32 protein-coding genes are annotated in these 20014 nt (G+C 45.2%); 18 read left to right on the top strand and 14 right to left on the bottom strand.

Annotation, left to right across the window (positions count from 1 at the left end):
• Positions 1-78: 78 nt before the first annotated feature.
• Together mntA and hepT are read right to left on the bottom strand one after the other, a co-directional pair.
• Complete coding sequence (gene mntA, locus GACE_RS00960) at positions 79-459, bottom strand: type VII toxin-antitoxin system MntA family adenylyltransferase antitoxin (protein ID WP_048090439.1); 381 nt, start codon at positions 457-459, stop codon at positions 79-81.
• Positions 452-880, bottom strand: coding sequence for a type VII toxin-antitoxin system HepT family RNase toxin (gene hepT, locus GACE_RS00955; protein WP_048090437.1), 429 nt, complete (start codon positions 878-880; stop codon positions 452-454). The genes mntA and hepT overlap by 8 nt, the downstream gene beginning before the upstream one ends.
• A gap of 118 nt (positions 881-998) precedes the next feature.
• Between hepT and GACE_RS00950 the strand changes: the two genes are divergently transcribed.
• From GACE_RS00950 to GACE_RS00910, 10 genes are read left to right on the top strand one after another with little or no spacing between them, the layout of a single operon-like run.
• A complete protein-coding gene (locus GACE_RS00950; protein WP_048090436.1) occupies positions 999-1220 on the top strand; it encodes an AbrB/MazE/SpoVT family DNA-binding domain-containing protein in 222 nt (73 codons plus the stop codon).
• Positions 1221-1242: 22 nt separating this feature from the next.
• Positions 1243-1338, top strand: a complete 96-nt coding sequence (locus GACE_RS11995; protein WP_394324664.1) for a PIN domain-containing protein — start codon at positions 1243-1245, stop codon at positions 1336-1338.
• Entirely contained in the window at positions 1339-1641 is a 303-nt protein-coding gene (locus GACE_RS11800; protein ID WP_394324669.1) for a PIN domain-containing protein, read from the top strand. It abuts the gene before it with no gap.
• Between the two features lie 25 nt (positions 1642-1666).
• Positions 1667-1990: a restriction endonuclease gene (locus GACE_RS00940; protein WP_048090434.1), complete on the top strand. Its 324-nt coding sequence runs from the start codon at positions 1667-1669 to the stop codon at positions 1988-1990.
• A 1-nt stretch (position 1991) separates the two neighbouring features.
• Positions 1992-2720 carry a hypothetical protein gene (locus GACE_RS00935; RefSeq protein ID WP_048090433.1) on the top strand — a complete coding sequence of 243 codons (729 nt, stop codon included), beginning with the start codon at positions 1992-1994 and terminating at the stop codon, positions 2718-2720.
• On the top strand, positions 2721-3191 hold the full coding sequence (locus tag GACE_RS00930; protein ID WP_048090431.1) for a hypothetical protein: 471 nt from the start codon (positions 2721-2723) through the stop codon (positions 3189-3191).
• Positions 3192-3236: 45 nt separating this feature from the next.
• Positions 3237-3455, top strand: coding sequence for an AbrB/MazE/SpoVT family DNA-binding domain-containing protein (locus tag GACE_RS00925; protein WP_048090429.1), 219 nt, complete (start codon positions 3237-3239; stop codon positions 3453-3455).
• Entirely contained in the window at positions 3442-3852 is a 411-nt protein-coding gene (locus tag GACE_RS00920; protein ID WP_048090427.1) for a type II toxin-antitoxin system VapC family toxin, read from the top strand. The genes GACE_RS00925 and GACE_RS00920 overlap by 14 nt, the downstream gene beginning before the upstream one ends.
• A complete protein-coding gene (locus GACE_RS00915) occupies positions 3849-4856 on the top strand; it encodes a PIN domain-containing protein (protein WP_048090425.1) in 1008 nt (335 codons plus the stop codon). Before GACE_RS00920 ends, GACE_RS00915 begins: the two co-directional genes overlap by 4 nt.
• Positions 4840-5538: an HAD family hydrolase gene (locus tag GACE_RS00910; RefSeq protein ID WP_048090423.1), complete on the top strand. Its 699-nt coding sequence runs from the start codon at positions 4840-4842 to the stop codon at positions 5536-5538. Before GACE_RS00915 ends, GACE_RS00910 begins: the two co-directional genes overlap by 17 nt.
• Before the next feature lie 111 nt (positions 5539-5649).
• Here GACE_RS00910 and GACE_RS00905 read toward each other — a convergent pair whose 3' ends face one another.
• From GACE_RS00905 to GACE_RS00890, 4 genes are all read right to left on the bottom strand, one after another.
• Complete coding sequence (locus GACE_RS00905) at positions 5650-6048, bottom strand: type II toxin-antitoxin system VapC family toxin (protein WP_048090421.1); 399 nt, start codon at positions 6046-6048, stop codon at positions 5650-5652.
• On the bottom strand, positions 6033-6263 hold the full coding sequence (locus GACE_RS00900) for a hypothetical protein (protein ID WP_048090419.1): 231 nt from the start codon (positions 6261-6263) through the stop codon (positions 6033-6035). Before GACE_RS00900 ends, GACE_RS00905 begins: the two co-directional genes overlap by 16 nt.
• A 108-nt stretch (positions 6264-6371) precedes the next feature.
• The gene (locus GACE_RS00895) at positions 6372-6620 is read right to left on the bottom strand and encodes a hypothetical protein (protein WP_048093468.1); all 249 of its coding nucleotides are present in this window, start codon (positions 6618-6620) and stop codon (positions 6372-6374) included.
• A 254-nt stretch (positions 6621-6874) separates the two neighbouring features.
• Positions 6875-7564, bottom strand: coding sequence for a hypothetical protein (locus GACE_RS00890; protein ID WP_048090418.1), 690 nt, complete (start codon positions 7562-7564; stop codon positions 6875-6877).
• A 265-nt stretch (positions 7565-7829) separates the two neighbouring features.
• Here GACE_RS00890 and GACE_RS00885 point away from each other — a divergent pair, with 265 nt between their 5' ends.
• Positions 7830-8132, top strand: coding sequence for a nucleotidyltransferase family protein (locus GACE_RS00885; RefSeq protein WP_048090416.1), 303 nt, complete (start codon positions 7830-7832; stop codon positions 8130-8132).
• Positions 8119-8469 (top strand): HepT-like ribonuclease domain-containing protein, encoded by a 351-nt coding sequence (locus GACE_RS00880; RefSeq protein WP_048090414.1) that lies wholly within the window; start codon positions 8119-8121, stop codon positions 8467-8469. The genes GACE_RS00885 and GACE_RS00880 overlap by 14 nt, the downstream gene beginning before the upstream one ends.
• A gap of 287 nt (positions 8470-8756) precedes the next feature.
• Here GACE_RS00880 and GACE_RS11990 read toward each other — a convergent pair whose 3' ends face one another.
• Positions 8757-8852: a type II toxin-antitoxin system RelE family toxin gene (locus GACE_RS11990; protein ID WP_394324668.1), complete on the bottom strand. Its 96-nt coding sequence runs from the start codon at positions 8850-8852 to the stop codon at positions 8757-8759.
• 158 nt (positions 8853-9010) lie between these two features.
• A complete protein-coding gene (locus GACE_RS00865; RefSeq protein ID WP_318249241.1) occupies positions 9011-9178 on the bottom strand; it encodes a hypothetical protein in 168 nt (55 codons plus the stop codon).
• 416 nt (positions 9179-9594) lie between these two features.
• Here GACE_RS00865 and GACE_RS00860 point away from each other — a divergent pair, with 416 nt between their 5' ends.
• Genes GACE_RS00860 through GACE_RS00850 form a run of 3 tightly spaced genes read left to right on the top strand, consistent with a single transcriptional unit; the run spans position 9595 to position 11075 of the window.
• A complete protein-coding gene (locus GACE_RS00860) occupies positions 9595-9825 on the top strand; it encodes an AbrB/MazE/SpoVT family DNA-binding domain-containing protein (protein ID WP_048090410.1) in 231 nt (76 codons plus the stop codon).
• Entirely contained in the window at positions 9822-10214 is a 393-nt protein-coding gene (locus GACE_RS00855; protein ID WP_048090408.1) for a type II toxin-antitoxin system VapC family toxin, read from the top strand. Before GACE_RS00860 ends, GACE_RS00855 begins: the two co-directional genes overlap by 4 nt.
• A gap of 51 nt (positions 10215-10265) precedes the next feature.
• Positions 10266-11075 (top strand): hypothetical protein, encoded by an 810-nt coding sequence (locus tag GACE_RS00850; RefSeq protein ID WP_048090406.1) that lies wholly within the window; start codon positions 10266-10268, stop codon positions 11073-11075.
• A gap of 10 nt (positions 11076-11085) precedes the next feature.
• On the opposite strand, the gene GACE_RS00845 is transcribed toward GACE_RS00850, so the two are convergent.
• From GACE_RS00845 to GACE_RS00830, 4 genes are all read right to left on the bottom strand, one after another.
• Positions 11086-12558, bottom strand: a complete 1473-nt coding sequence (locus GACE_RS00845) for a sodium/proline symporter (protein ID WP_048090404.1) — start codon at positions 12556-12558, stop codon at positions 11086-11088.
• Complete coding sequence (locus GACE_RS00840; RefSeq protein WP_048090402.1) at positions 12551-12997, bottom strand: hypothetical protein; 447 nt, start codon at positions 12995-12997, stop codon at positions 12551-12553. The genes GACE_RS00845 and GACE_RS00840 overlap by 8 nt, the downstream gene beginning before the upstream one ends.
• 119 nt (positions 12998-13116) lie before the next feature.
• Positions 13117-13815 carry a helix-turn-helix domain-containing protein gene (locus GACE_RS00835; protein ID WP_048090400.1) on the bottom strand — a complete coding sequence of 233 codons (699 nt, stop codon included), beginning with the start codon at positions 13813-13815 and terminating at the stop codon, positions 13117-13119.
• 62 nt (positions 13816-13877) lie between these two features.
• A complete protein-coding gene (locus GACE_RS00830) occupies positions 13878-14192 on the bottom strand; it encodes a hypothetical protein (RefSeq protein ID WP_048090397.1) in 315 nt (104 codons plus the stop codon).
• 93 nt (positions 14193-14285) lie between these two features.
• Here GACE_RS00830 and GACE_RS00825 point away from each other — a divergent pair, with 93 nt between their 5' ends.
• Complete coding sequence (locus tag GACE_RS00825) at positions 14286-15191, top strand: IS481 family transposase (protein ID WP_048090395.1); 906 nt, start codon at positions 14286-14288, stop codon at positions 15189-15191.
• Between the two features lie 63 nt (positions 15192-15254).
• On the opposite strand, the gene GACE_RS00820 is transcribed toward GACE_RS00825, so the two are convergent.
• The gene (locus tag GACE_RS00820) at positions 15255-17018 is read right to left on the bottom strand and encodes an acyl-CoA synthetase (protein WP_048090392.1); all 1764 of its coding nucleotides are present in this window, start codon (positions 17016-17018) and stop codon (positions 15255-15257) included.
• A 344-nt stretch (positions 17019-17362) separates the two neighbouring features.
• Between GACE_RS00820 and GACE_RS00815 the strand changes: the two genes are divergently transcribed.
• Both GACE_RS00815 and udg read left to right on the top strand, forming a co-directional pair.
• Entirely contained in the window at positions 17363-18676 is a 1314-nt protein-coding gene (locus GACE_RS00815) for an FAD-dependent oxidoreductase (RefSeq protein ID WP_048090391.1), read from the top strand.
• A gap of 36 nt (positions 18677-18712) precedes the next feature.
• Positions 18713-19324, top strand: a complete 612-nt coding sequence (gene udg / locus GACE_RS00810) for a type-4 uracil-DNA glycosylase (protein ID WP_048090389.1) — start codon at positions 18713-18715, stop codon at positions 19322-19324.
• Here the strand turns inward: udg and GACE_RS00805 are convergent.
• On the bottom strand, positions 19321-20001 hold the full coding sequence (locus GACE_RS00805) for an HFX_2341 family transcriptional regulator domain-containing protein (protein WP_048090387.1): 681 nt from the start codon (positions 19999-20001) through the stop codon (positions 19321-19323). The genes udg and GACE_RS00805 overlap by 4 nt on opposite strands.
• Positions 20002-20014: the final 13 nt, after the last annotated feature.

Genomic DNA, 20014 nt, shown 5'->3' with positions numbered 1-20014 from the left:
TTGAAAACCCATTCGAAAACGGAGAGCTGAGCACGAACTTCAAAGAGAGGCTGAAAGAGGCAATTGGTTTGAGTTGAGTCACATACTCAGTATCTCTCTGATCATCCTCTCTTCGACCGGCTTGAAGTCCAGATATTCTCGTATTACTTCCTCCATAAACCTGAATCTCAGCTCATCATCTCTGCTGAGCAGAAGCTCCCCCTTGATCGCCCGGTACTTGAAGCTGAGAGGGGCAGAGTTCAGAACTCTGACATCCACAGGATACTTTATTGATTCCTCAATTTCGAGTGAGAGCCCAATCTCATACTCGAGAAAATCCTTCACCCTACCCTCATCCACGAAGACCGCGACGTCAATGTCTCTGAAGTGATCTTTGCCAAAACTTCCATGCAGATATGCAAATACAACTTCCTCTCTGTCTTTCAGGATATTTCTGATTCTGTTTTTCACATCATCCATGTCCAAGATACGCCCTCACCTCATCAATGAATCTGTCCAGATCAGATAAATCCTTTCCGATTATATCGTAGACCTTTCGGTCGTCAATCTTCCAGTAAACATGGACAAGCATGTTCCTGAACTTTGCCATCTCTGCCAGCTTTTTCGCCAGCTCTTCGGATATCACTCCACTTTTTCCGAGAATAATAAAGCAGTCAGAGTAACTTCCCGGAACTTCTTTAGCAGCCCTTACAGCAATGTGATTGCAGATGGCTATCGCAGCTTCGATTGCCACAAGGAGCCTGTATTTTGCTGCATCTCTTACATATGAATCAGAGAGAAACTTTTCCAATCCCATGTCAAGTATTTCCTTCAGCTCCTCAGCAAGCAATTTTATCTCCGCGAGTCTCCTGCTAACGAGGTCCGCATCTATTTCCGGCATTTGAGACACCATTTTAATTTTTGCACTGTTCCACTTAAAAGTACTTGTAAAAAGATAAAAAGATCGAACAACCAACTAATGCGTAAAGCTTAAGCATAGTAATCATAAACATTCTACTATGCCTGCAACAAAGGTTACTAGGAATTATCAGATTACTATCCCTAAGGAAATTAGAGAACAACTTGGTATAAATGTCGGGGATATCCTCGTCTTCAACATTGAGGGCAGCAAAATCGTATTAAGGAAGGAGAAGCTTGAGCTTCCGGTTCTAAAGGGTGGAAAAGATCTTACAGTGGAGAAAATTGAGGAGAGCATCAGGAAGGGTATGAGAGTGGAATGAGGAGTTACATTAAGGTGACAGTATGGTGATAGACACAAACGTGTTCATCTACGCTATTCTGCAGGATTCAGAATTTCACCGGCAGGCAAGGGACTTCCTTGCTTCGCTGGATAGGTAGATCATTCCCAGTATCGTTATCTATGAGCTGTACTGGTTTTTCAGGGAAGAAGAGTATAGCGGAGAAGAAATTGAGAAGGTTGTGAAGAGCATTATCGACAGCCAGAGGAGCAGAATTGTTGGAGATAATGGCAGCTTTACAAAGAGGGCCCTTGAGCTGACGAAGAGCCCAGCAAGGTTCAACGACATGGTGATTCTCCCTGTGGCAGAGAAATACGGAAAGCTCGCCACTTACGATAAAAAGCTGAAGAAAGATGCTGAAAGTCTGGGAGTAGAAGTGATAAAAGTTGAACAAAAAGTTTAAGTATTAGCATTACTATTAATTATTGATGCCAAAATGCAGAAAAGGGAAAGTTGTTGAGAACAGAATTGGGAAAAGGTACGAGAAGGCAGGTTACAAAGTGCAGTACAGAAAGAGAACCCCAGAAGGAGAGATAGACTTGATAGCAAAAAGAAAAAGAGAAAAGATTGCTGGTGAGGTCAAGCACAGTGCAAAAGGGAGGACTGTCTCCAGCTCTGAAGTCGCGAAAATTGCGAGAAAGGCCAGAAGAATTAAGGCAAAACCAACACTAATCCTAACTGGAAAGACGAAGCTTAGTTCTAATGCAAAGAAAGCTGCCAAAAAGCACGGAGTTAGAGTAAAGAGGCTCTGAAATGAAGTGGGCTGACCACAGAAGAATCACTTTGGAGATTTGCAGGTTTTATGAGCTTCCTGAACCAATGGAAATAGCTGAAATGAGCGTTCTTCCAGACAGAGAGCCTGATTATTACTTATATTACGGAAGAAAGAGAATTTATAGGCGAAGAGTACCACACCATGAGGCTATGGCTATTGAAACCGCTTTTAATTATCTCAAGCAGGCAAGAAAGAATCTTATTTCAGGAATGTCAATTGCTGAACCTTTGGGGAGAGCTTTACACTATTTACAGGACTATTCTGTTGATCCAACCGAGAGCATATGGATATTCAAATACCGTTCTGACAAAGCTCATGAAGAAAGAGAGGAAGTTCTCAAAAGCATACCAATTGATTTCAGAGCCGTTGAGGAGGCTAAAAACATAATCTGCTACCCCCACGAGTTTAAGAGTATAGTTTACAACACAAAAAGGGGTAGAACTCCAGATGAAATAATGAGGGCCTGTTCATTTCTTACGTCTCTTGCGATAAAGCTTGTTTTAAACCCCAATAAGCCAGAAAATCTGAAGGAAAAATACAATCAAGCTTTGTTGATACATCTCGTTGCTGTGATTCTTCCATGGATACTTGCCACATTTAATATCAATTTTGCAGCTATTTCAGCCATCCTAAGCTATGTAATCCATAAACTGGACTTTAATTATTCAAAGTGGAGAACCAATTATGAATGGTTCGAGGTGAAATGAATGAAGGCCTACATCACAATGCTCGGCCGCTCCACATGGGCTCTGGTGAACACATACTACGCGGTGCTCATGGAGGGCAGATACTTCCCCGACATCGTCCACATTTTTGCCGAGGACATTTTTGCAGACGAGCTTGGAAAAGCCGCTGAAGGAATGAGAGTCCTGAGCGAGGAGTTTGGCATCTCTCCAGAGATTCAGACTCATCTTGTTCCCGAAGCGGATTTTGTTAGTGCTGGCAGAATGATTAGCGAACTTATACGCAGGCTGAAGGAGGAGGGTTGCAACATAGCCATAGACATTACGGCGGGAAGGAAGGCTCTGGTTGCCGCTGCATTAATCCCCGCTGTCAAGCACAAAATGGATCACGTCTTCTATCTTGCAGTTAAGAGGCTCGAAAGCAGGCCATACATGATGATCCCGATGGCAAATCAGAGCCTGAGGGACTTTGTAGGGGAAGCTCAAAGCAAATGAGGATGTTGTGGCAAAATTTATTTAGAATGCCATCAAAGAGAGAATATGGGCATTGACGTGAAAAAACTGGACAGGCACGGAAGAATTGTCATCCCAAAGGAGTGGAGGGAGAGGCACGGGGATGAGGTCATAGTTCTGGTTTTCGACGACAGGGTTGAAATTCTGCCGAGGAAGGGGAATATAATGAAGTTTGCGGACAGCATTGAGGTGGAGGAGCTCAAGGAGTGGGAGGAAATGCGGGAGGATCTGTATGAGGTTCGTTGATTCCAACGTTCTCATTTACGCGATGCTGAAGCCGAGGAAGGAGCCTGATGGAAAAATAGCAGAGATGAAGAAGAAGTCCCTGCAGATACTGAAGAGGATACAGGAAGGCGAAGAGGTTGCGACAACTGTGGTGCACCTCAGCGAGGTTGCAAACATGATAGCCAGCAGAAGCAGCCTGAAAATGTCTGCTGAGTTCGTGAGGGAGTTTATGAGCCTTAAAAACGTTGAAGTTTTTGAGGTCAGCCCGGATGATTACCTGAAAGCATCTCTGGTTGCATCAGAGAGGGAAGTTGATGTCAATGACGCTCTGGCCTGTCTCAAGATGGCGGAGAAGGGAATAGAGGAAATATACACCTTCGACAGGCACTTCAGAAAGCTCGACGTGGTGGTAGTTTGAAGGAGGAAATAGCGAGCGTGGATGAACTCCAGATCCTCCTGAACCTTGTAGATGACGTCAGCGTCATGTATCCTCTCTACTCCCGCTTCCAGCTCTTCGAAGCGAGGCCTGAAGGCGAAGGATACAGGCTGAGCATCAAGCAGGGTGAGGTTGATTTCGAAAGGCAGCGGAGCCATTTCGACCACCTTGCAGAGGAGGTGCCTTCCTACAGCGATTTTGTGGAGTGCCTGCTCGCAAGTGGCGTTATAACCTACGAAAACATGGAAAGGTTCAGGGATATGCTCAGTTCCTACCGCAGCCTGAGAAAGAGAGTGTATTTCTGCCCGGACACAAACGTCATCTATCACCGTTTCCTTACAGCCTCATCGCTTGTAAAGCATGGAGAGGTCATGCTCGTTGAAACAACGAGGGAGGAAATCGAGTCTTCCCTCAACTTCAAGTACACCCAGCCGACCATCTCGGAGCTGAAGAGACTCGCAAAATACCAGCCCTTCCTGCTGGACGAGTTCATCAACAGAAGGATGAAGAAGTCCAGACTGGCAGCGTACATAGCCATGAAAGAGTACAGGGAGCTGAGAAAACATGCGATCGAGATAGAAGGTGTGGAGCAGTCCACAGACGACAGAGAGGCGAACGACTTCACAATAGTCAGGACCCTCAGGAGATTTGAGAAGGAAAGGGCTGCGATGCCTGTTTTGCTGACAGCAGACAGACAGATGGCGGATATTTGCGAGGCAGAGAGCATAGAATACTTCCACTTCACAATACCCCATGCGGTCGATGCTAACTTCTGCAGCGGCAGATCCTTAGTAGACCTGATCTACAGCCTTGCAAGCGTGTTCGGGGTTATAAGGCTGAACAGCGTCGTCATTTTCGGGGAGTTCAGGGGGAAGAAGAGCCATGACGAGCTTAAGCTGAGGTTCCTCGACGACCAGCTTTACCAGGACTTCAGCAGGCATTTCCGCATCTGCAGGAGGTTGATGGGGCTTGGCATCGAGAATTAGGGCCGTGATTTTCGATCTGGACAACACGCTGCTGGACTTTGTTGAGGCGAAGCTGAAGGCATGTAAAGCGGTGATAAGGCACCTCGGTCTGAATGAGGATGAGCATGAGCTGCTGGGCTACTTCCTCAGGGGAGTTCACGGTTTTGAGGACGTGAGGAACATAGCCGACTACATGAGGGACAGGGGAGTTTACTGCGAGGAGAAGTTCAGAGAATGCTGCGAGATATACGAGAGGGTTAAGCTGGAAAATGTTGAACCATACCCGGGTGTCAGAGAGACTCTCGAAAGGTTGAGGAAACTGGGGCTCAAGCTGGCCGTTGTTACGGATGCAGTGAACGGCCATGCGATTGGCAGACTTAAGAAGGCAGGGATTCTGCACTATTTTGATGCTGTTATATCCTCAGACATGACAGGGAAGAGGAAGCCAGAGCCTGACTCGATTATTCTTGCTCTGAATAAGCTTGGGGTTGGGGCAGAGGAAGCAATCATTGTCGGAGACAGTCTGAGAAGGGACATTGAACCGGGAAAGAGGCTGGGGATGATGACGGTGTATGCAAGCTACGGGGACAGGAATTTCTTTGAGGAGAGAAGTGGTGGGGCTGACTTCGTTATTGAGGACATCGGAGAATTGATTGGATTGCTGGATAGTTTTGTACCCAAAACTAAAATCAGCAATCGATAACCATGTTTCTCAACATTTCCTTTCTTCGTGGCTCTCTGGTTTTGGGCCAATTGCTATCCTCTTAATAACACCCGTATTTGCTTCAAAGCTTTTTCCAAAATATGTTTTTGCCTATTCCTCAATCTCAAACAGTTTCAGCCCCTTCACCCTCTGAAAGTGCTTTTTGTTTCCTGTAAAAAGTGCAGCTTCATTCTCAATAACTATACCTGCAATAAGAATGTCCCTGAAGTCTATAGCTCTTCCATCAGACTCAAGCTCTGCCAGTATCCTTCCTGAGATTTTTGCAGATCTCTCTGTAAGTTTCAGGATTTCGAGTCTATCAGCCAACTCATCCACAGCATTTACATTTCTTTCCCTTCCCGTCCTGTAAGCACCGTAGTAAAGTTCGAATATGTTTATAGAAGTGGTCAGAAGTTCATGCTCCTCCTCCAGCTTCTTAATCACTTCCACAATCTTTCCTTTCCCTCTCAGAAAGTCAATGAGGACATCCGTATCTAAGCAGATTTCCAAGTCTTCCACCCCTTGCTGAGAGATTCCTTAATCTCCCTAACCTCTTCATCACTTACATCCCATGAACCTGCCAGATCGCTTATCTTTCTTTTCAGCAGATATTTTATGGCTTCTTCAATTGAAACAGGCTTTTTGAACTCTGCCTGAAGTTTCCCTGCAAGTTCCACAAGTTCTCTGTATGTCTCCTCGCTCAACTTTATGGATTTTGTAGACATGGTAGTAAATATGGTCAAAGTAGTATAAATTCTTATTGCCATCCGGAGAAAACTGTCAACCTTGCCTCCATAACTCCTTAGTCTCGCTGTCCCTTTAGCTTCAAGCTATTACTCTGAAAAATCTCTCAACTTCTTTTCGGGGGCATTCAAAGTCTCAGTATATGCCTTCCACTCGATATAGTCATCCCACTCCTCGAAATTTTCCTCTTTTTCCCTCAGTTTTCTCTCAAACTCTTCAAAGGTACAGCCGTATTTTTTCTCAAAGAACTTTATTTTCTCTTTAATAGGTGTGAGCGGAGATATGATCTTCAGCCTCTCGTATTCTTTAATTTCGTCGCTCGATACCGTTAATCCCATGCCGGACACCCATTAATTAGGTTTGCAGTATATCTAAAAATGTTGGGTTACTGAAGGTATATAATTGAATAAAAAATTTAAGTATTAATTAAACTATCAACTATTATGGTAAACAGATACCGCAGGAGAAGAATAGCTGAAAAGAAGGTTGCAGACTGGTTGAAGAAACCGGAATGTGAATTAAAATAGTCTTTGACATTTTGTTCATTCTGTTTTTCCCGATTCTCAGGCTTTGCAGTTGCGATGCTTTTCCATCAGTTACTGCAGATCTCCCAGCCATTATCATCCACTACGACTATCTCCCTTCTCACAAAATAATCCAGCCTGAAAAACTCTTCAACAAAAGCCCTGTATTTTTCCTGTTTTTCTTTATGTGGTAATTCAGACCCATTCCAGTTAAAGTGCTTCATACAGGCCCATTTTTTATCGAGAACGCAGAAGCAGAACAGTATGGAAATGCTATCGCTGTAATTCCTTACAAGGGCCTTTTTAATTTTGCCGAAGAGGGCTTTGAGAGTCATGCTGTTGACGTTCTTCAGGAGATGAAACCAGTTGCCCGTAATTTCTTCACCCACCAGCTTTTTAATGTCCTTTTCTACCTCACCGAATTTCGGATTGTGTGCCTTGAATTCAACGTTCACGAGCTTTCTGAAGCCATCTCTGTATTCATAGATTGTGAGGTCAGTTGAGGCGCTCCTCATCCCTGTTCCGGTGAACTGATATTCATTTTCGGTTGGTGTTTCGATCGAATAAAAGAAATTAGAGTTATTCAGAATGCTGCAGAATACGAATCTTGCCTCCTGCTCGCTTATTCTCCTGTGTTTATCCCTTCTGCTCGGAATTATCAGCCTTGGATAATTCAGCGTCGGTTCAGAATCTATATCTGGTAGATTCCAGAGAATGTTGCAAGTTTCTCTGTTGATTCTGATCAGTTCGTTCATCATTGTCTGATGTTGATTTTAAACGCTATAACGGTTGTGTTTCTATGTGGAGAATTTAGTTCAATCCTCCACCGATTACCCCCACCCACGAACAGCAGAAAATCGCCGAAATTCTGTCAACGTGGGATGAGGTCATAGAGGTAAAAAGAGCCAAAAAAGAAAGGCTTGAAAGGATGAAGAAAAAGGCCATGGAACTGCTGCTTACAGGGAAGGTCAGAGTCAAATAACTTTTTAAAGTTTCATAAAAAATAAAATTGAGGATAGAGCCATGGTCTCCAAGACTGAAATCATGGAAATGATAATCAAACACTGGAACGAAATCAAGAGATTTGGAGTTAAAAGACTCTGGCTTTTTGGCTCCTATGCAAAAGGAGAGCAGAGCGAGAAGAGCGACATCGACATTCTCGTGGAATTCGAGAAGGGAAAGAAAACTTTCGACAATTACATGGACCTCAAATTCTTCCTTGAAGATCTGCTTGGGGCAGAAGTTGATCTCATCACAGTTGAAGCTCTGAAGCCGGGAATTAAAGACGCAGTCTGGAAGGAGGCTGTCCCGATTGAGGGATTATAGACTGTATATCGACGACATACTTGAAGCAATACAGAGAACAGAAGAATACACTGCCGGCATGGATTTCGAAGATTTTGCAGAAAACAGGCTTGTGGTTGATGCTGTAGTCAGAAATCTCGAAATAATAGGCGAGTCATGCAGAGCATTGCCACGAGAGATCAGGGAGAAATACCCAGACATCGAGTGGCGTAAAATTGTGGGACTCAGGAACATTCTGATCCACCAGTATTTTGGAGTAGATCTGGAACTTGTGTGGGATATTGTGAGAAACAAACTCCCAGAACTTGAAATGAAGATTAAAGAGATAAAGAGGGATCTGGATGCCTCTTCAGTCTGAGGATCAGGTTCATCGGGAAGTAATGCGGAAGCTTGAAGAGGTTGGCTGGCTCAATGGAAACGGATCAGATGACCAAGCAAGATTGCACCATCGTTGGGATACCTCTTTCCCCCAAACTGATAAAGTGCTATGAAGACGATGAAATTGTCATTTATTCAATGGCAAGAGCAATCAAGCTTAAACTAGAAAATGAACTGTGCAGTAGCGTGAATAGGATTACTAAAGTTGACATAACCCAAGATGGTGATGATTTGCTTGTAAAAGCGCACATCCGGCTCTGGTAACTCTCAATAAATTCTTCCTCTCCTCTCAAGCCATAGAATATGGATTGTTCTATTTTCTTTATCAATGAAATAAACAACCCTGAAACCACCAATTCGGATTCGATACGTGTTTTCTTCACCCTCGATTTTTCTTAATATCGAATTCTTTCCAAGGAGCGGGGCTCATTTTGAGGACATCTAAAGCTTCAGCGAATTTCTTTAAGTGAGCTTTTTGAAGATTTGTTAGCACCTTCCTTACCTTTTTATGCAGAACAACTCTAAACACCCAACTCCCTCTTCAGCTCTTCCCAGTCAACATATGCCCCCTTCAACGACTCTTCCTTCAGCTTTCTTATCTCCCGCAACTCTTCTTCAGAGATTTCTTCCGTTGGTATTATCAGCTCCTCGAGCAGCTCAAGTTTTTCCCTTATTTTTTTTGATTTCAAAGTAAATTTCTTTCAGGAGCGCCTCGTTCATAATTTCCACCAGCATTTATTTTGTGATTCGAAGGTTATATAATTTGCCAGGCTGAACAATAATTCCGGGCAAGTAGGTATACAGAGGAATCGAAATTTTACCTCACTCTGAAGGATAAGGAGATTTCGCAAAAATGTTTGTGAGGAATGTTCTGAAAGAGGGTGTTGTTGCCTATGGCAGAACATGAAAAATACATGGAAAATGTGCATGAAGCAATTGAATCTGAAATACGATAGGAACTCACGGGACTGGTTGACCATCAGATGACTCTGAAAATCCCCTGAAATTTTAACGTTGTTTTCAGGAAGCTGTAAAAAATGGTATACCAAAACCCCGAAAAGGTAAAACATATAACCTATCAGGTTAAACATAATGTGGTGATAGTATGCCCGTAAAAATATCCACAAAAGGGCAAGTGGTGCTTCCAGCTGAAATCAGAAAAAAGTACAATATTGAGGCTGGAAAAGAGATCGAGATACTGGACTTTGGAGGTGAAATAGTTATCGTGCCCATTCCAGAAACAAGAGGAAGAGGTTTCGTGAAGTTCAGGAGAATGCTTGACGAGATACTTGCCGAATACAGGGAAGAAGAAAAGAGAAGAGAGATGAAACGATGAATTACGTTCTCGATGCATTTGCAGTTCTGACATACATTGGTGATGAAGAAGGAGCGGATAAGGTCGAAGAACTCCTCCATAAGGCTGAAAATGGAGAAATAAAGCTCATCATGAACTATGTTAATCTCGGAGAGGTTTACTATATAATCGCAAGAGAATTCGGAGTGAGTAAGGCAAACGAGGCAATGGCAGTAATAAAAAGGTGGGGTATGGAGTTCGCTGGAGTTGATGAAAGTCTCTCTTTAACCGCTGCGAGGATAAAGGCCATGCACAGCCTGTCCTATGCTGATGCTTTTGTTGTCGCCACCGCAATCGGCAGAAATGGGATAATAGTAACCGGAGACAGAGAGTTTGAAGGGGTTTATCCGGACATTCTGTGGATAAGATGATTCAGTGATGCTACCGATTGAGATGATGAATAGACATGAGAGAATGACAATATGAGATTTCGGAAATTTCTTCCCGACGCTCTTATACTTCTGCTTCCGGCTCTTGCGTGTCTGGCTTTATTTTATCTGCCCACAGAGGTCAGAAACATGCTGACACTGAACACGGAGAATTACTCCATTATGTTGCTTTACACCACGAATTTCATTCACTACGAATGGGGGCATCTGGCGGGGAACCTTGCTTACTATCTGGCATTCGGGTTTGCCTCACTGCTGCTCTACAGCCGCCTCGGTTACAGAAGGGTTTACAGATACTCGTTGCCCCTGATTCTTGTGCTGGTCCCCGTCCTCTCTTCAGCCTATTCGCTGTGGGCCGTAAAGAACTGCGGTGGCAGTGGCAGAATTTACGGATTTTCTGATGTTACCGGGGCTGTGATTGGCATGTTCGGATATGGTGGCGCTCTGTTGATCTCCCTCGATAAGAAGGATGCTCCCTGTTCCTACCTGTTCCTCATGCTGATCACACTGTACTACTTCGTCTCAACATACCTGGGGCTGCTGAGCGTTTTCTCCATGGGATTGCTGTTCATCGCCATACTGCCATTTTACATGATTGCGATCAGGCATGCCGGAAACAGGGAAGAGAAAAAGAGAATGGTAGCAGGATTCGGACTGGCAATGCTGTATCTCTTCTCCCTCAGCGCCATGTTTCCCGAAAATTTGGCATCAAATGGAAAGGCCGTGAACATTCTGGGTCATTTGATGGGTGTCCTTCTCGGCGTCACGATTCCGTTCCTGCTGGTAAACACCTCAGACAGATTCGCCGGAGTGCATGATCCCTCAGGCCATGCTGAAAAATGAAAAATAAAAATCAGGCCTCAATTGCGGCCCTTATATCCGGATCGAGGTCCTCTTCAGCAGCACCCTTCGTGAAGAGTGACACAACGATCATGACCAGCAGTGCCACAATTATGCTGACACCATAGCTTGGCATGGCATACGGAAGCTTCATTCCGAGGATCTTCTCGTAGAACAGGAAACCTATGTTCAGCAGAAGAGCCACCGAAAGACTTGCTATAGCCCCTTCCCTCGTTGCCCTCTTCCAGTTCAGGCCAACTGCCAGAAGTGGCAGTGTTGCAGAGGCAAAGTATCCCCAGCCTAAGGCTCCGAGTATGGCCACCAAGTACTTTCCATAATACCCCAGGACAACTGCGAATACCGAGAGAAGCACGGTTACAACCCTCCCCCACCACATCTGCTTTGAGATATCGAGTTCCTTTCCAAAAGCCATGGGAAGGTCGCGGACGATTGCTGCCGTGCCGATTGCGATAAAACCACTCGCCGTGGACATAATGGCTGCGAGAAGCCCGGCATAAACCAGCGCACTCATCCACGTAGGTAGCTGCCCGAGAAAAGCTATGGCAGCCTGATCCGGTCTCTGAAGAGCCGGAATCTGCCCACCAATCACAAGCCAGAGAGCAGCATAGCCGACAAATATCCAGAGAAGGCTGGAAAGCATGTAGCTACCTCCGCTGATCAACGCCCCCCACTTCAAATCCCTGTGGCTTTTCAGGGCATAGAACTTGGTCGCGAGGTGTGGCTGACCAAGCCCACCGAGTGCAAAGACAAAGAACCACATCAAAACGAGAACCCAGGTTCCCCTCCCGAGAGGGTCGATCAGGGTGGGGTCCTTCTGACCGATTGTCATGAAAAGACCTTCAGTCCCGCCGGTCATCGTCAGGGCAAATATCAGCACACCGATGGCCGCAACGACCATTATCAATCCCTGGAAGAAGTCCGTGAGAATGCTGGCTGCCATCCCCGCCACTGCCGTGTAGACCATGGTTATTCCGAAAATGATTATGATGGCCGTTTCGAGGTTAACACCAAGAAGGCCGGAAACAACATACCCTCCAGCCATGACCTGCGTCCCGAGATACGCTATAACTCCGAGAACCAGCCCGACCGCCAGCAAACCTCTGACCGCATCGCTCTTGAACCTTGCAGCTGCGAGGTCAGGCAGTGTCGCAATCGTTCGAGTCTCGGCTATCAGCCTAACCCTCTTACCGATAATGAACCATCCGAGTCCAAAGCCCACCGGAGCGGCAAGAGTTATCCAGAGAGATGTGGCTCCAAGGGCATAGACAAGTCCCGGCCCACCAACGAATCCAAAACCGCTCATTATTGACGCAAAGGCGGCAATAGACGTTACAAAAGCTCCGAACAGTTTGCTCGCACCGAAATAGTGTTCTGCTGTCTTCACCCGCTTAACAGCGTAAACACCTATAGCGAATGTCAGCACAAAGTAACCGATAACGACGGCAACAGTAACCGGATCACTCATTTCCCTCTCCTCCTGAACCCTTAACCTTCATCTTGAACTCGTTCCAGGTTTCCTCACTGAGAATCCACCTGTCAAACAGCAGAGCATAGCTTAGCGTTCCCGGAATGAACAGCAGCAACCACATCAGCGGGAACAGCACGAAGAACCCGGGATGCATCCCTGCAATGGTAAAATCCGGAAACTTACCTCTGAATTCGGCCCAGTATTTGAAGATCAGGGTAATGCAAACTGTCCAGAAAACGAACAGCGTAATTCCGAGCGGTAATGCCGGTCCGAATTCATTCTCCCTCATCGCACCTATTACAAGCCACAGCGACAGACTAAATCCAACGAGATATCCGAGGAGCTGCCATGAATTTGCAAACGCAGCTACCAGAATCAGCAACATCACTGCCCCATTAAAAACCATAAGCCTATCCCTCAGAGCGATTTCTACCACCTCCAGAGTTCAGTTAAAATTGACATGATTTAAAATGTGGAGTTAACATGTTCACGGAATGCATAGCATCAAAATCCCGGCAAACTGGCCAGACGGTTCACAAAACCGGCTAAACTGCTTCACTCATGCCTGATTGAGATAATCCTTTCTATGTGTGATAGAACCTTTTTCTCGGCCCGTCTTATGTTCTTGGAGATTCCCGCCTTGGATATCCCGAATTTTCTTGCAAGTTTCGTTATGTTGATTTTTCGGGGGTCTTCGTAAAATCCGTGGCGGATTGCAGCTTTGAGGATTGACTTCTCGGTCAGGGTGAGTTCATCGATTGCCCTCATGAGGTCCGCCAGAACCGACGAATAGCTTATGATCCTCGAGAAATCCTCAACAGTTATCCGGTTCTGATTCTTGATAACAAATTGATTGTTCTCCTCAAGATCTCTCAAAGCGTTTTCAACATCAGCCTTTGTGTCAAAGCCAACCTGCCAGAGCTCGCTTCCATTTTTGACATGAAACGGTCCAACTATGTACCCCCGGTTTTTTCTTATGGCCTTCATCGCATCGGTGTAATCTATCTCAACTCTCACAGAGGCTTTGTTTCTTTCCTTAGAGAGAAAATCGAGTCTGTGAAACTTTGGCTGAGTCTGAAGTGCCTGAATGGCATTCTGTAGCTCATCCGAATCTTTTGAAATTATGTATCCTCGAATGATGAAGGATGAGGGCGAAAAATCCCAGTAGGTCCCGAAGTAAAAAACATCCAGGTCATCCGACGTGTTTACGAATGGACAGTCATACTGGAGCATGTCTATTGTCAGGACATACATTCAGTTGTCCATTATTTTTTATAATATATTAAGTTTTGGCCGGAATTTTTCTGAACGCGTTGTTAAAATGCGCCCCGCATTATCCGGCTCAGGTCCACAAACATACATCTGCTCAGCCTTTCATACTTCTGCTCAAGCACTCCCCTCAGCCTTCCTCCAGTAAACTGCCCGAGGAAAAAGGACGCAACAAAAAGCGGTATGTGGGTGAGTGATACGCCTGCAAAGAGTCTCGTCAGGAAAACCAGTGGCACGGGAGAGTGAACAGCCAGAAACCACTCCTTAGAGAGCTTTCTCGTAACCTTTCTCCAGTATCCGAACGGAAGATTGACCGTGAACGTTACGGCCAGAGCAACGGCCTCGATCACCCAGCTAACCATACCGATACTATGCACCGCACCTTGTAAATCTTTCGCATCACCGCTGAGAACTGTCTTTTCCCGAAATTATTTCCCACTTCAACAAACCCCCATGTGAAACTTGACGAGAAAGCGATAAAATGGATTATCAGAGAGAAAGAGAAGGGTACACCGACAAAGGAGATAGCAGAGATCGAAAACATAACACCAAGAAGAGTAAATCAGATCTACAAGCAATACAAAGATACTGGAGAAATACCAAAGCCAAAGAAACCAGGTAGACCTAAAAAAGAACTATCAGAAGAAGAAATAGAAGCCATAAAAGAAGCCTATGAAGAGTACAGGTGTAATGCAGTAGTTCTCCAAACAATCTTAAAGGAAAGAGGTTACAGAATAAGCAAGAACAAAATACACGAAGTGTTGAGAATGAACGGCTATGCTAAGGAGGAGAAGAACAAGAAAAAGCGTAAAAAGTGGATAAGGTATGAGAGAAAGCACTCTATGGAATTATGGCATGCAGACTGGTTTTTCTATAACGGGAAGTGGATAATTGCTTATCTGGACGATGCTTCCCGTCTGATTACTGGTTACGGAGTATTTGATAAAGCAACATCTGAGAATGCCATAAAAGTGCTAAAAGAAGCCATGGATGATTATGGCAGGCCGGAATCAATCCTGACGGATAGAGGTACTCAGTTCTACGCATCTGCAGGGGAGAAGAAGGCTAAAGGAGTATCTAAATTTGAGAAATTCCTTGCAGAGAATGAAATTAAGCATATTGTGGGTAGGGTGAATCACCCACAAACGAATGGAAAGATAGAGAGGTTCTATGGAACGCTGGAAGCTAAAATCAAGTATTTCGATACAGTAGATGAATTCATGGAGTGGTACAATCACAAAAGACCCCACATGAGTCTCAACTTAGATGAACTGGAGACTCCCTATAAAGCATTTTTGAGAAAGTTGACTCCTGAGAGAATATTGAGTTATTCGTGGAGGTGGTTTGATGGTGGGAAATGATTTTAGGAAACTACACTGTTCAGATTTTTGGCAGAAAAGAAAAATATGGAGGGCTATAAAAATTTAGGATTTTTTGCTTTTAAGCTCCGGGAAGTCCTCATAGAAGTATTCGTGTTCTCCTCTCTCTCCTTTCTTCTTTTTCTCCTCTTCAAGTTTTCTAAGTTCAACCCTTCTTATCTTACCGCTGATTGTCTTTGGAAGTTCTGGCACAAATTCGATTATTCTCGGGATCTTGAACCTTGCGAGGATGCTTCTGCAGTGCTGGAACAGCTCAAGTGCAAGCTCTCTGGATGGCTCGTGTCCCGGCTTGAGGATGACGAATGCCTTCACAAGCTGATATCTGACAGGATCGGGGCTGCCGACAACTGCAGCTTCGGCCACAGCGGGATGCTCAATCAGTGCACTCTCAACTTCGAATGGACCAACCCTGTAGTCTGACGTCTTTATGACGTCATCTGCTCTGCCTACGAACCACCAGTATCCATCCTCGTCGAAGTATGCCTTGTCTCCTGTGTAGTAGTATTTGCCGACAAACACCTTGGCGGTCTTCTCCGGATCTCCCATGTACTCCTTGAACAGGCCAATTGGTCTCCATCTGTCGACTCTCACGACAATGTGTCCGACCTCTCCTGGCTTTGTTATCTCATTGCCTTCATCATCCACAAGGGTTACATCGTGCATGAAAGAGGGTCTTCCGAATGAGCCCGGTTTTATCTTGCCCTTGAACCATGGCGGGTTGCCGATCATGGCCGTGCTTTCCGTCTGACCGTAGAAATCTCTGATTTCCGTGTTGGTGTACTTCAGCCACTGTTCGTATATTTCAGGGTTGAGCGGTTCTCCGGCACTTACCACGTCCCTCAGCTTGTAGTCATACTTTCCAATGTCTGAGAGCAGGAACAGTCTCCAGGCTGTCGGTGGGGCACAGAATGTTGTAACACCGTTCTCATCAAGTGCCTGCAGATACAGGTCTCCGCTCAGCCTTCCGGAATAGTGGAATCCTGTTGCAGTGGCACCGACGATCAGAGGAGCGAAGAATGAGCTCCATGCATATTTGGCCCATCCTGGCTGGCTGAGGTTGTTGTGAACGTCTCCGGGCTGAATGTTGATGAAGCATGCTGTGCTCAGGTGTCCAAGTGGATATGATGTTGCCGTATGCACGACCCTCTTCGGCAATCCTGTGGTTCCTGATGTGAAGAAACAGAATATGACGTCGTCATATCTTGTTTTTGCACTTTCAGCGCTTCCACTCTCTTTTTTCACCTCGTCATAGCTTGTCCATCCATCCTTCTGTCCCAAGACGATCTTCACCTTTGGTTCTACGCCGGCCAGTTCAAGAGCCTCGTCAATGACTTTCGCTGAGGCCTCATCTGCTATAACTGAATCTGGCGGATAGGTTTTGAATCTGTATTCGAGCTCCCTCGCTGTCATTGTAGTTGCTGTTGGGACGCCAACAAATCCTCCCTTGACTGTTGCAAGGGTGCTGAACCAGATCTCTGGCACAAGCGGAATCATCATGTAGAAATTATCTCCCTTGTCGATTCCGTGACCTCTCAGGAAATTGACTATCCTGTTACCCTCTTCTGCAAGTTCCTTGTAGCTGAATTTCTTTTTCTCTCCTGTCTCAATGTCTGTCCAGAGAAGCGCAGTATTGTCCCCGTTTTCCTTTACGTGTATTCCCTCGAAGATTTCTTCTGCCCAGTTGAAGTACTCGGGCAGCTGCATCGTGTTGAGGTTTTTGAAGAATTCTTCCATCGCCTTTGCCTTGTTCTCGTCGTCAGGCAACTGCACAAGTTCAATAAACTTCCTGTAAACCTCTTCCATTGCCATAAGTTCCACCTTCCGTAAATTTTAATCGCAATGTTTTTTGATGATACTTAAGCTTTTCGAATTTAATTAAATAATAATTTAAATCGGATTAGCCGTTATAATTTTATCTTCTAAAAAATACTTTCGATAAACGGGACTCACTTATCCTATCCTTGGGTTCTGACAGGCAAGCACAGAAATGGTAAAATTCCTGTTTTTGTTACCTGCGTTTTCCGGGGTAATTTCTCTATTGGTCCATTTGGGATAACAGGGAGATTGCAATCCACATCATCACGGGTGATTTCTGCAGGCAAAACCGGGAAAATCTATTTTATTTTAAAATTAAAAAAGGTCCGGGTGATGACATGAAGGTCGTTATAGTGGGTGCAGGAGCTGGCGGGATGACTGCGGCCTCAAGAATACGTGCGCTAAAACCTGAATGGGATGTGAAGGTTTTTGAGGCGACGGGTTTTGCGAGTCACGCTCCCTGCGGGATACCGTATTCCATTGAGTTTGGCTTTCCGGGCGACGAGCTGATGTACTACAGGCCAGAGGTGTTCATAAAGGAAAGGGGAATAGACCTGCGCCTCCATGCAAGGGTTACAGAGGTAAAGAATGGCAGCATTGTTGTTGACGAGGATGGAGAGCAGAACGAGTATGAGTGGGATAAACTGCTAATAGCCACGGGCGCATCGCCAAAAGTTCCACCGATTGAGGGAGTGAATCTCGAAAACATCTACACCGTCGATCTTCCCCCAGATGCAGAAATTCTGAAGAGCGCTCTGGCAGAGGCTGAGAACGTTGTCATAGCAGGTGCAGGATATGTGGGCCTCGAGATGGCTGAAGCGGTATCCTCCCTTGGAAAAAAGGTTACTGTTGTGGAAATGGCGGAACATCCCTTACCGAATTTTGACAGTGAGATTGGAGAAATTCTGAAAAAAGATATGGAACGGAAGGTTGACCTGAGGCTTAATGAGAAAATAGAGGCCTTCGAAGGCAGGGACAGTGTTGAGAGAGTCATTACTGATAGGGGGGAGTACAGAGCAGACCTTGTCATCCTTGCTCTTGGTGTAAAGCCCAATGTTGAGCTTGCGACGCAGATAGGGGTCGAGCTTGGAGAAACTGGAGCAATCAGGGTCAATCAGAAAATGGAGACGAGTGTTGAGAACGTTTACGCTGCAGGAGATGTTGCCGAGACAAGGCACCTCATCACAGGCAAACCAGCATGGATTCCTCTGGCACCAGCAGGAAACAAGATGGGATATGTTGCAGGAGTCAACATGTCCGGTGGGGACATCGAATTCCCTGGCGTTGTCGGCACCCAGATCACAAAGTTTTATGACCTGCAGATTGCAAAGACAGGATTGAGCGAGAAGGAGGCAATAAATGAAGGCTTTGAGGTTAAGAGTGCTTTCATAACTGCCAATACCAAGGTTCATTACTACCCCGGGGCGAAGAAGACGTATCTCAAGGTTGTTAAGGATGCAGAGACCAATAGAATTCTCGGTGCACAGATTGCGGGGTATGAGATGGTCGCAATGAGGGTCAATGTTTTTGCTGTTGCAATTCAGGCAGGATTCACGACGAAGGATGTATTCTTCTCAGATCTGGCTTACGCCCCGCCCTTTACGCCTATCTGGGACCCCGTGATTGTGGCTGCAAGGGTGCTGAAGTTTTAGCAAAACATTTTTTATTGCTCTTTTTTATTTCTTCCAATGAAACCTGAGCTTGAAAGTCTCATAGATGAAATCAAATCCTGCAGAAAGTGCACTCTCCATCTGACAAAGAAAAATTACGTCCCCGGAGAGGGAAATGAGAATGCACAGATAATATTCATCGGCGAGGCTCCCGGCAGGGAAGAGGACGAGCAGGGCAGACCTTTTGTGGGAAATGCTGGCAAACTTCTCACTGCTCTAATAGAACGAAAGCTGGGTCTCGCCAGGAAGGATGTTTACATTGCTAACATTCTGAAATGCAGACCACCCAACAACAGGGACCCCATGGAGCATGAGGTGGATGCGTGTTTTCCGTATCTCCTGAGGCAGATTGAAATAATTAAGCCCGATGTCATAGTCTGTCTCGGCAGACACTCTGCAAAAACAATTTTCGAACATTTTGAAATACCTTTCAGGAACATTTCCAGAGACAGGGGGAAGGTTCACATTAAGAATACAGATTTTGGAAAAATCAGCTTTGTGGCCACATATCATCCAGCAGCGGCACTTTACAGGCCAGCTTACAGGGAAATTATTGAGAGTGATTTTGAGAAGATAAGAGGACTGATAAAAAGAAAAAATTTGACTCTTTCAGATTTCATATCCGATTAGAATATCGTGCAGATTGCTTCACCGAGAGGTGTCAGCAGTATTTTTACGTTTTTACCCTCTCTTTTTGTTTCTATATATCCGTCCTTTTCAAGTCCTTTCAGATGGTAGCTCATTTTTGCTCTCTGAGCCATATACGCTTTATCCTTTTCGAGCTTTCCATCTACGAGTTTTATCAGCGTGTTTATTGAGTCAACTTCTTTTCCATTTTCGTATATTGCTTTCAGAATTGTTATCTTGTCTTGCCCGATCCTCTTGAGCGGAGGAACAGGTATTTCCACAATTTTTTCAATCCCAGCTTCCTTATCCTTTTCGTACTTTGGCATTCCCACGTAAAGCTTTCCACCCGTCAGCTGGGCAACCAGGTAGAGTGAGATCATCAGCGTTCTTGGAGAATCTGTGGCGTTTATTAAGAGGTTATTGCCTTCAGCTATTTCTGGTTTTATCTGGTCCAGTATTTTTATGGCAGAATCGTATACGTCCGTTTCACTCACCCTGATTTTTTCGATCTCTACGAGAACGCTCAGCATTTTTTCAAGGTCTTCAGCGACTTCCATGTAACCCTCGCCGTCCGGAATTATCAGGTAGGCTTTCTGTATGGGGTACCCGCTCAACTTCAGGCTTTCCATGATTCTCTCTTTGTTCCTTCCAACCGCAATAACATGGACTGCTTTTGCCATGCGTTCCATTTTG

Origin of the sequence: Geoglobus acetivorans, assembly GCF_000789255.1 — an archaeon.
In the GTDB taxonomy this organism is placed as follows: Archaea; Halobacteriota; Archaeoglobi; order Archaeoglobales; family Archaeoglobaceae; genus Geoglobus; species Geoglobus acetivorans_B.
Note: the sequence above shows the minus strand (reverse complement) of the source record. Positions and strands in the feature narration are given on the sequence as shown.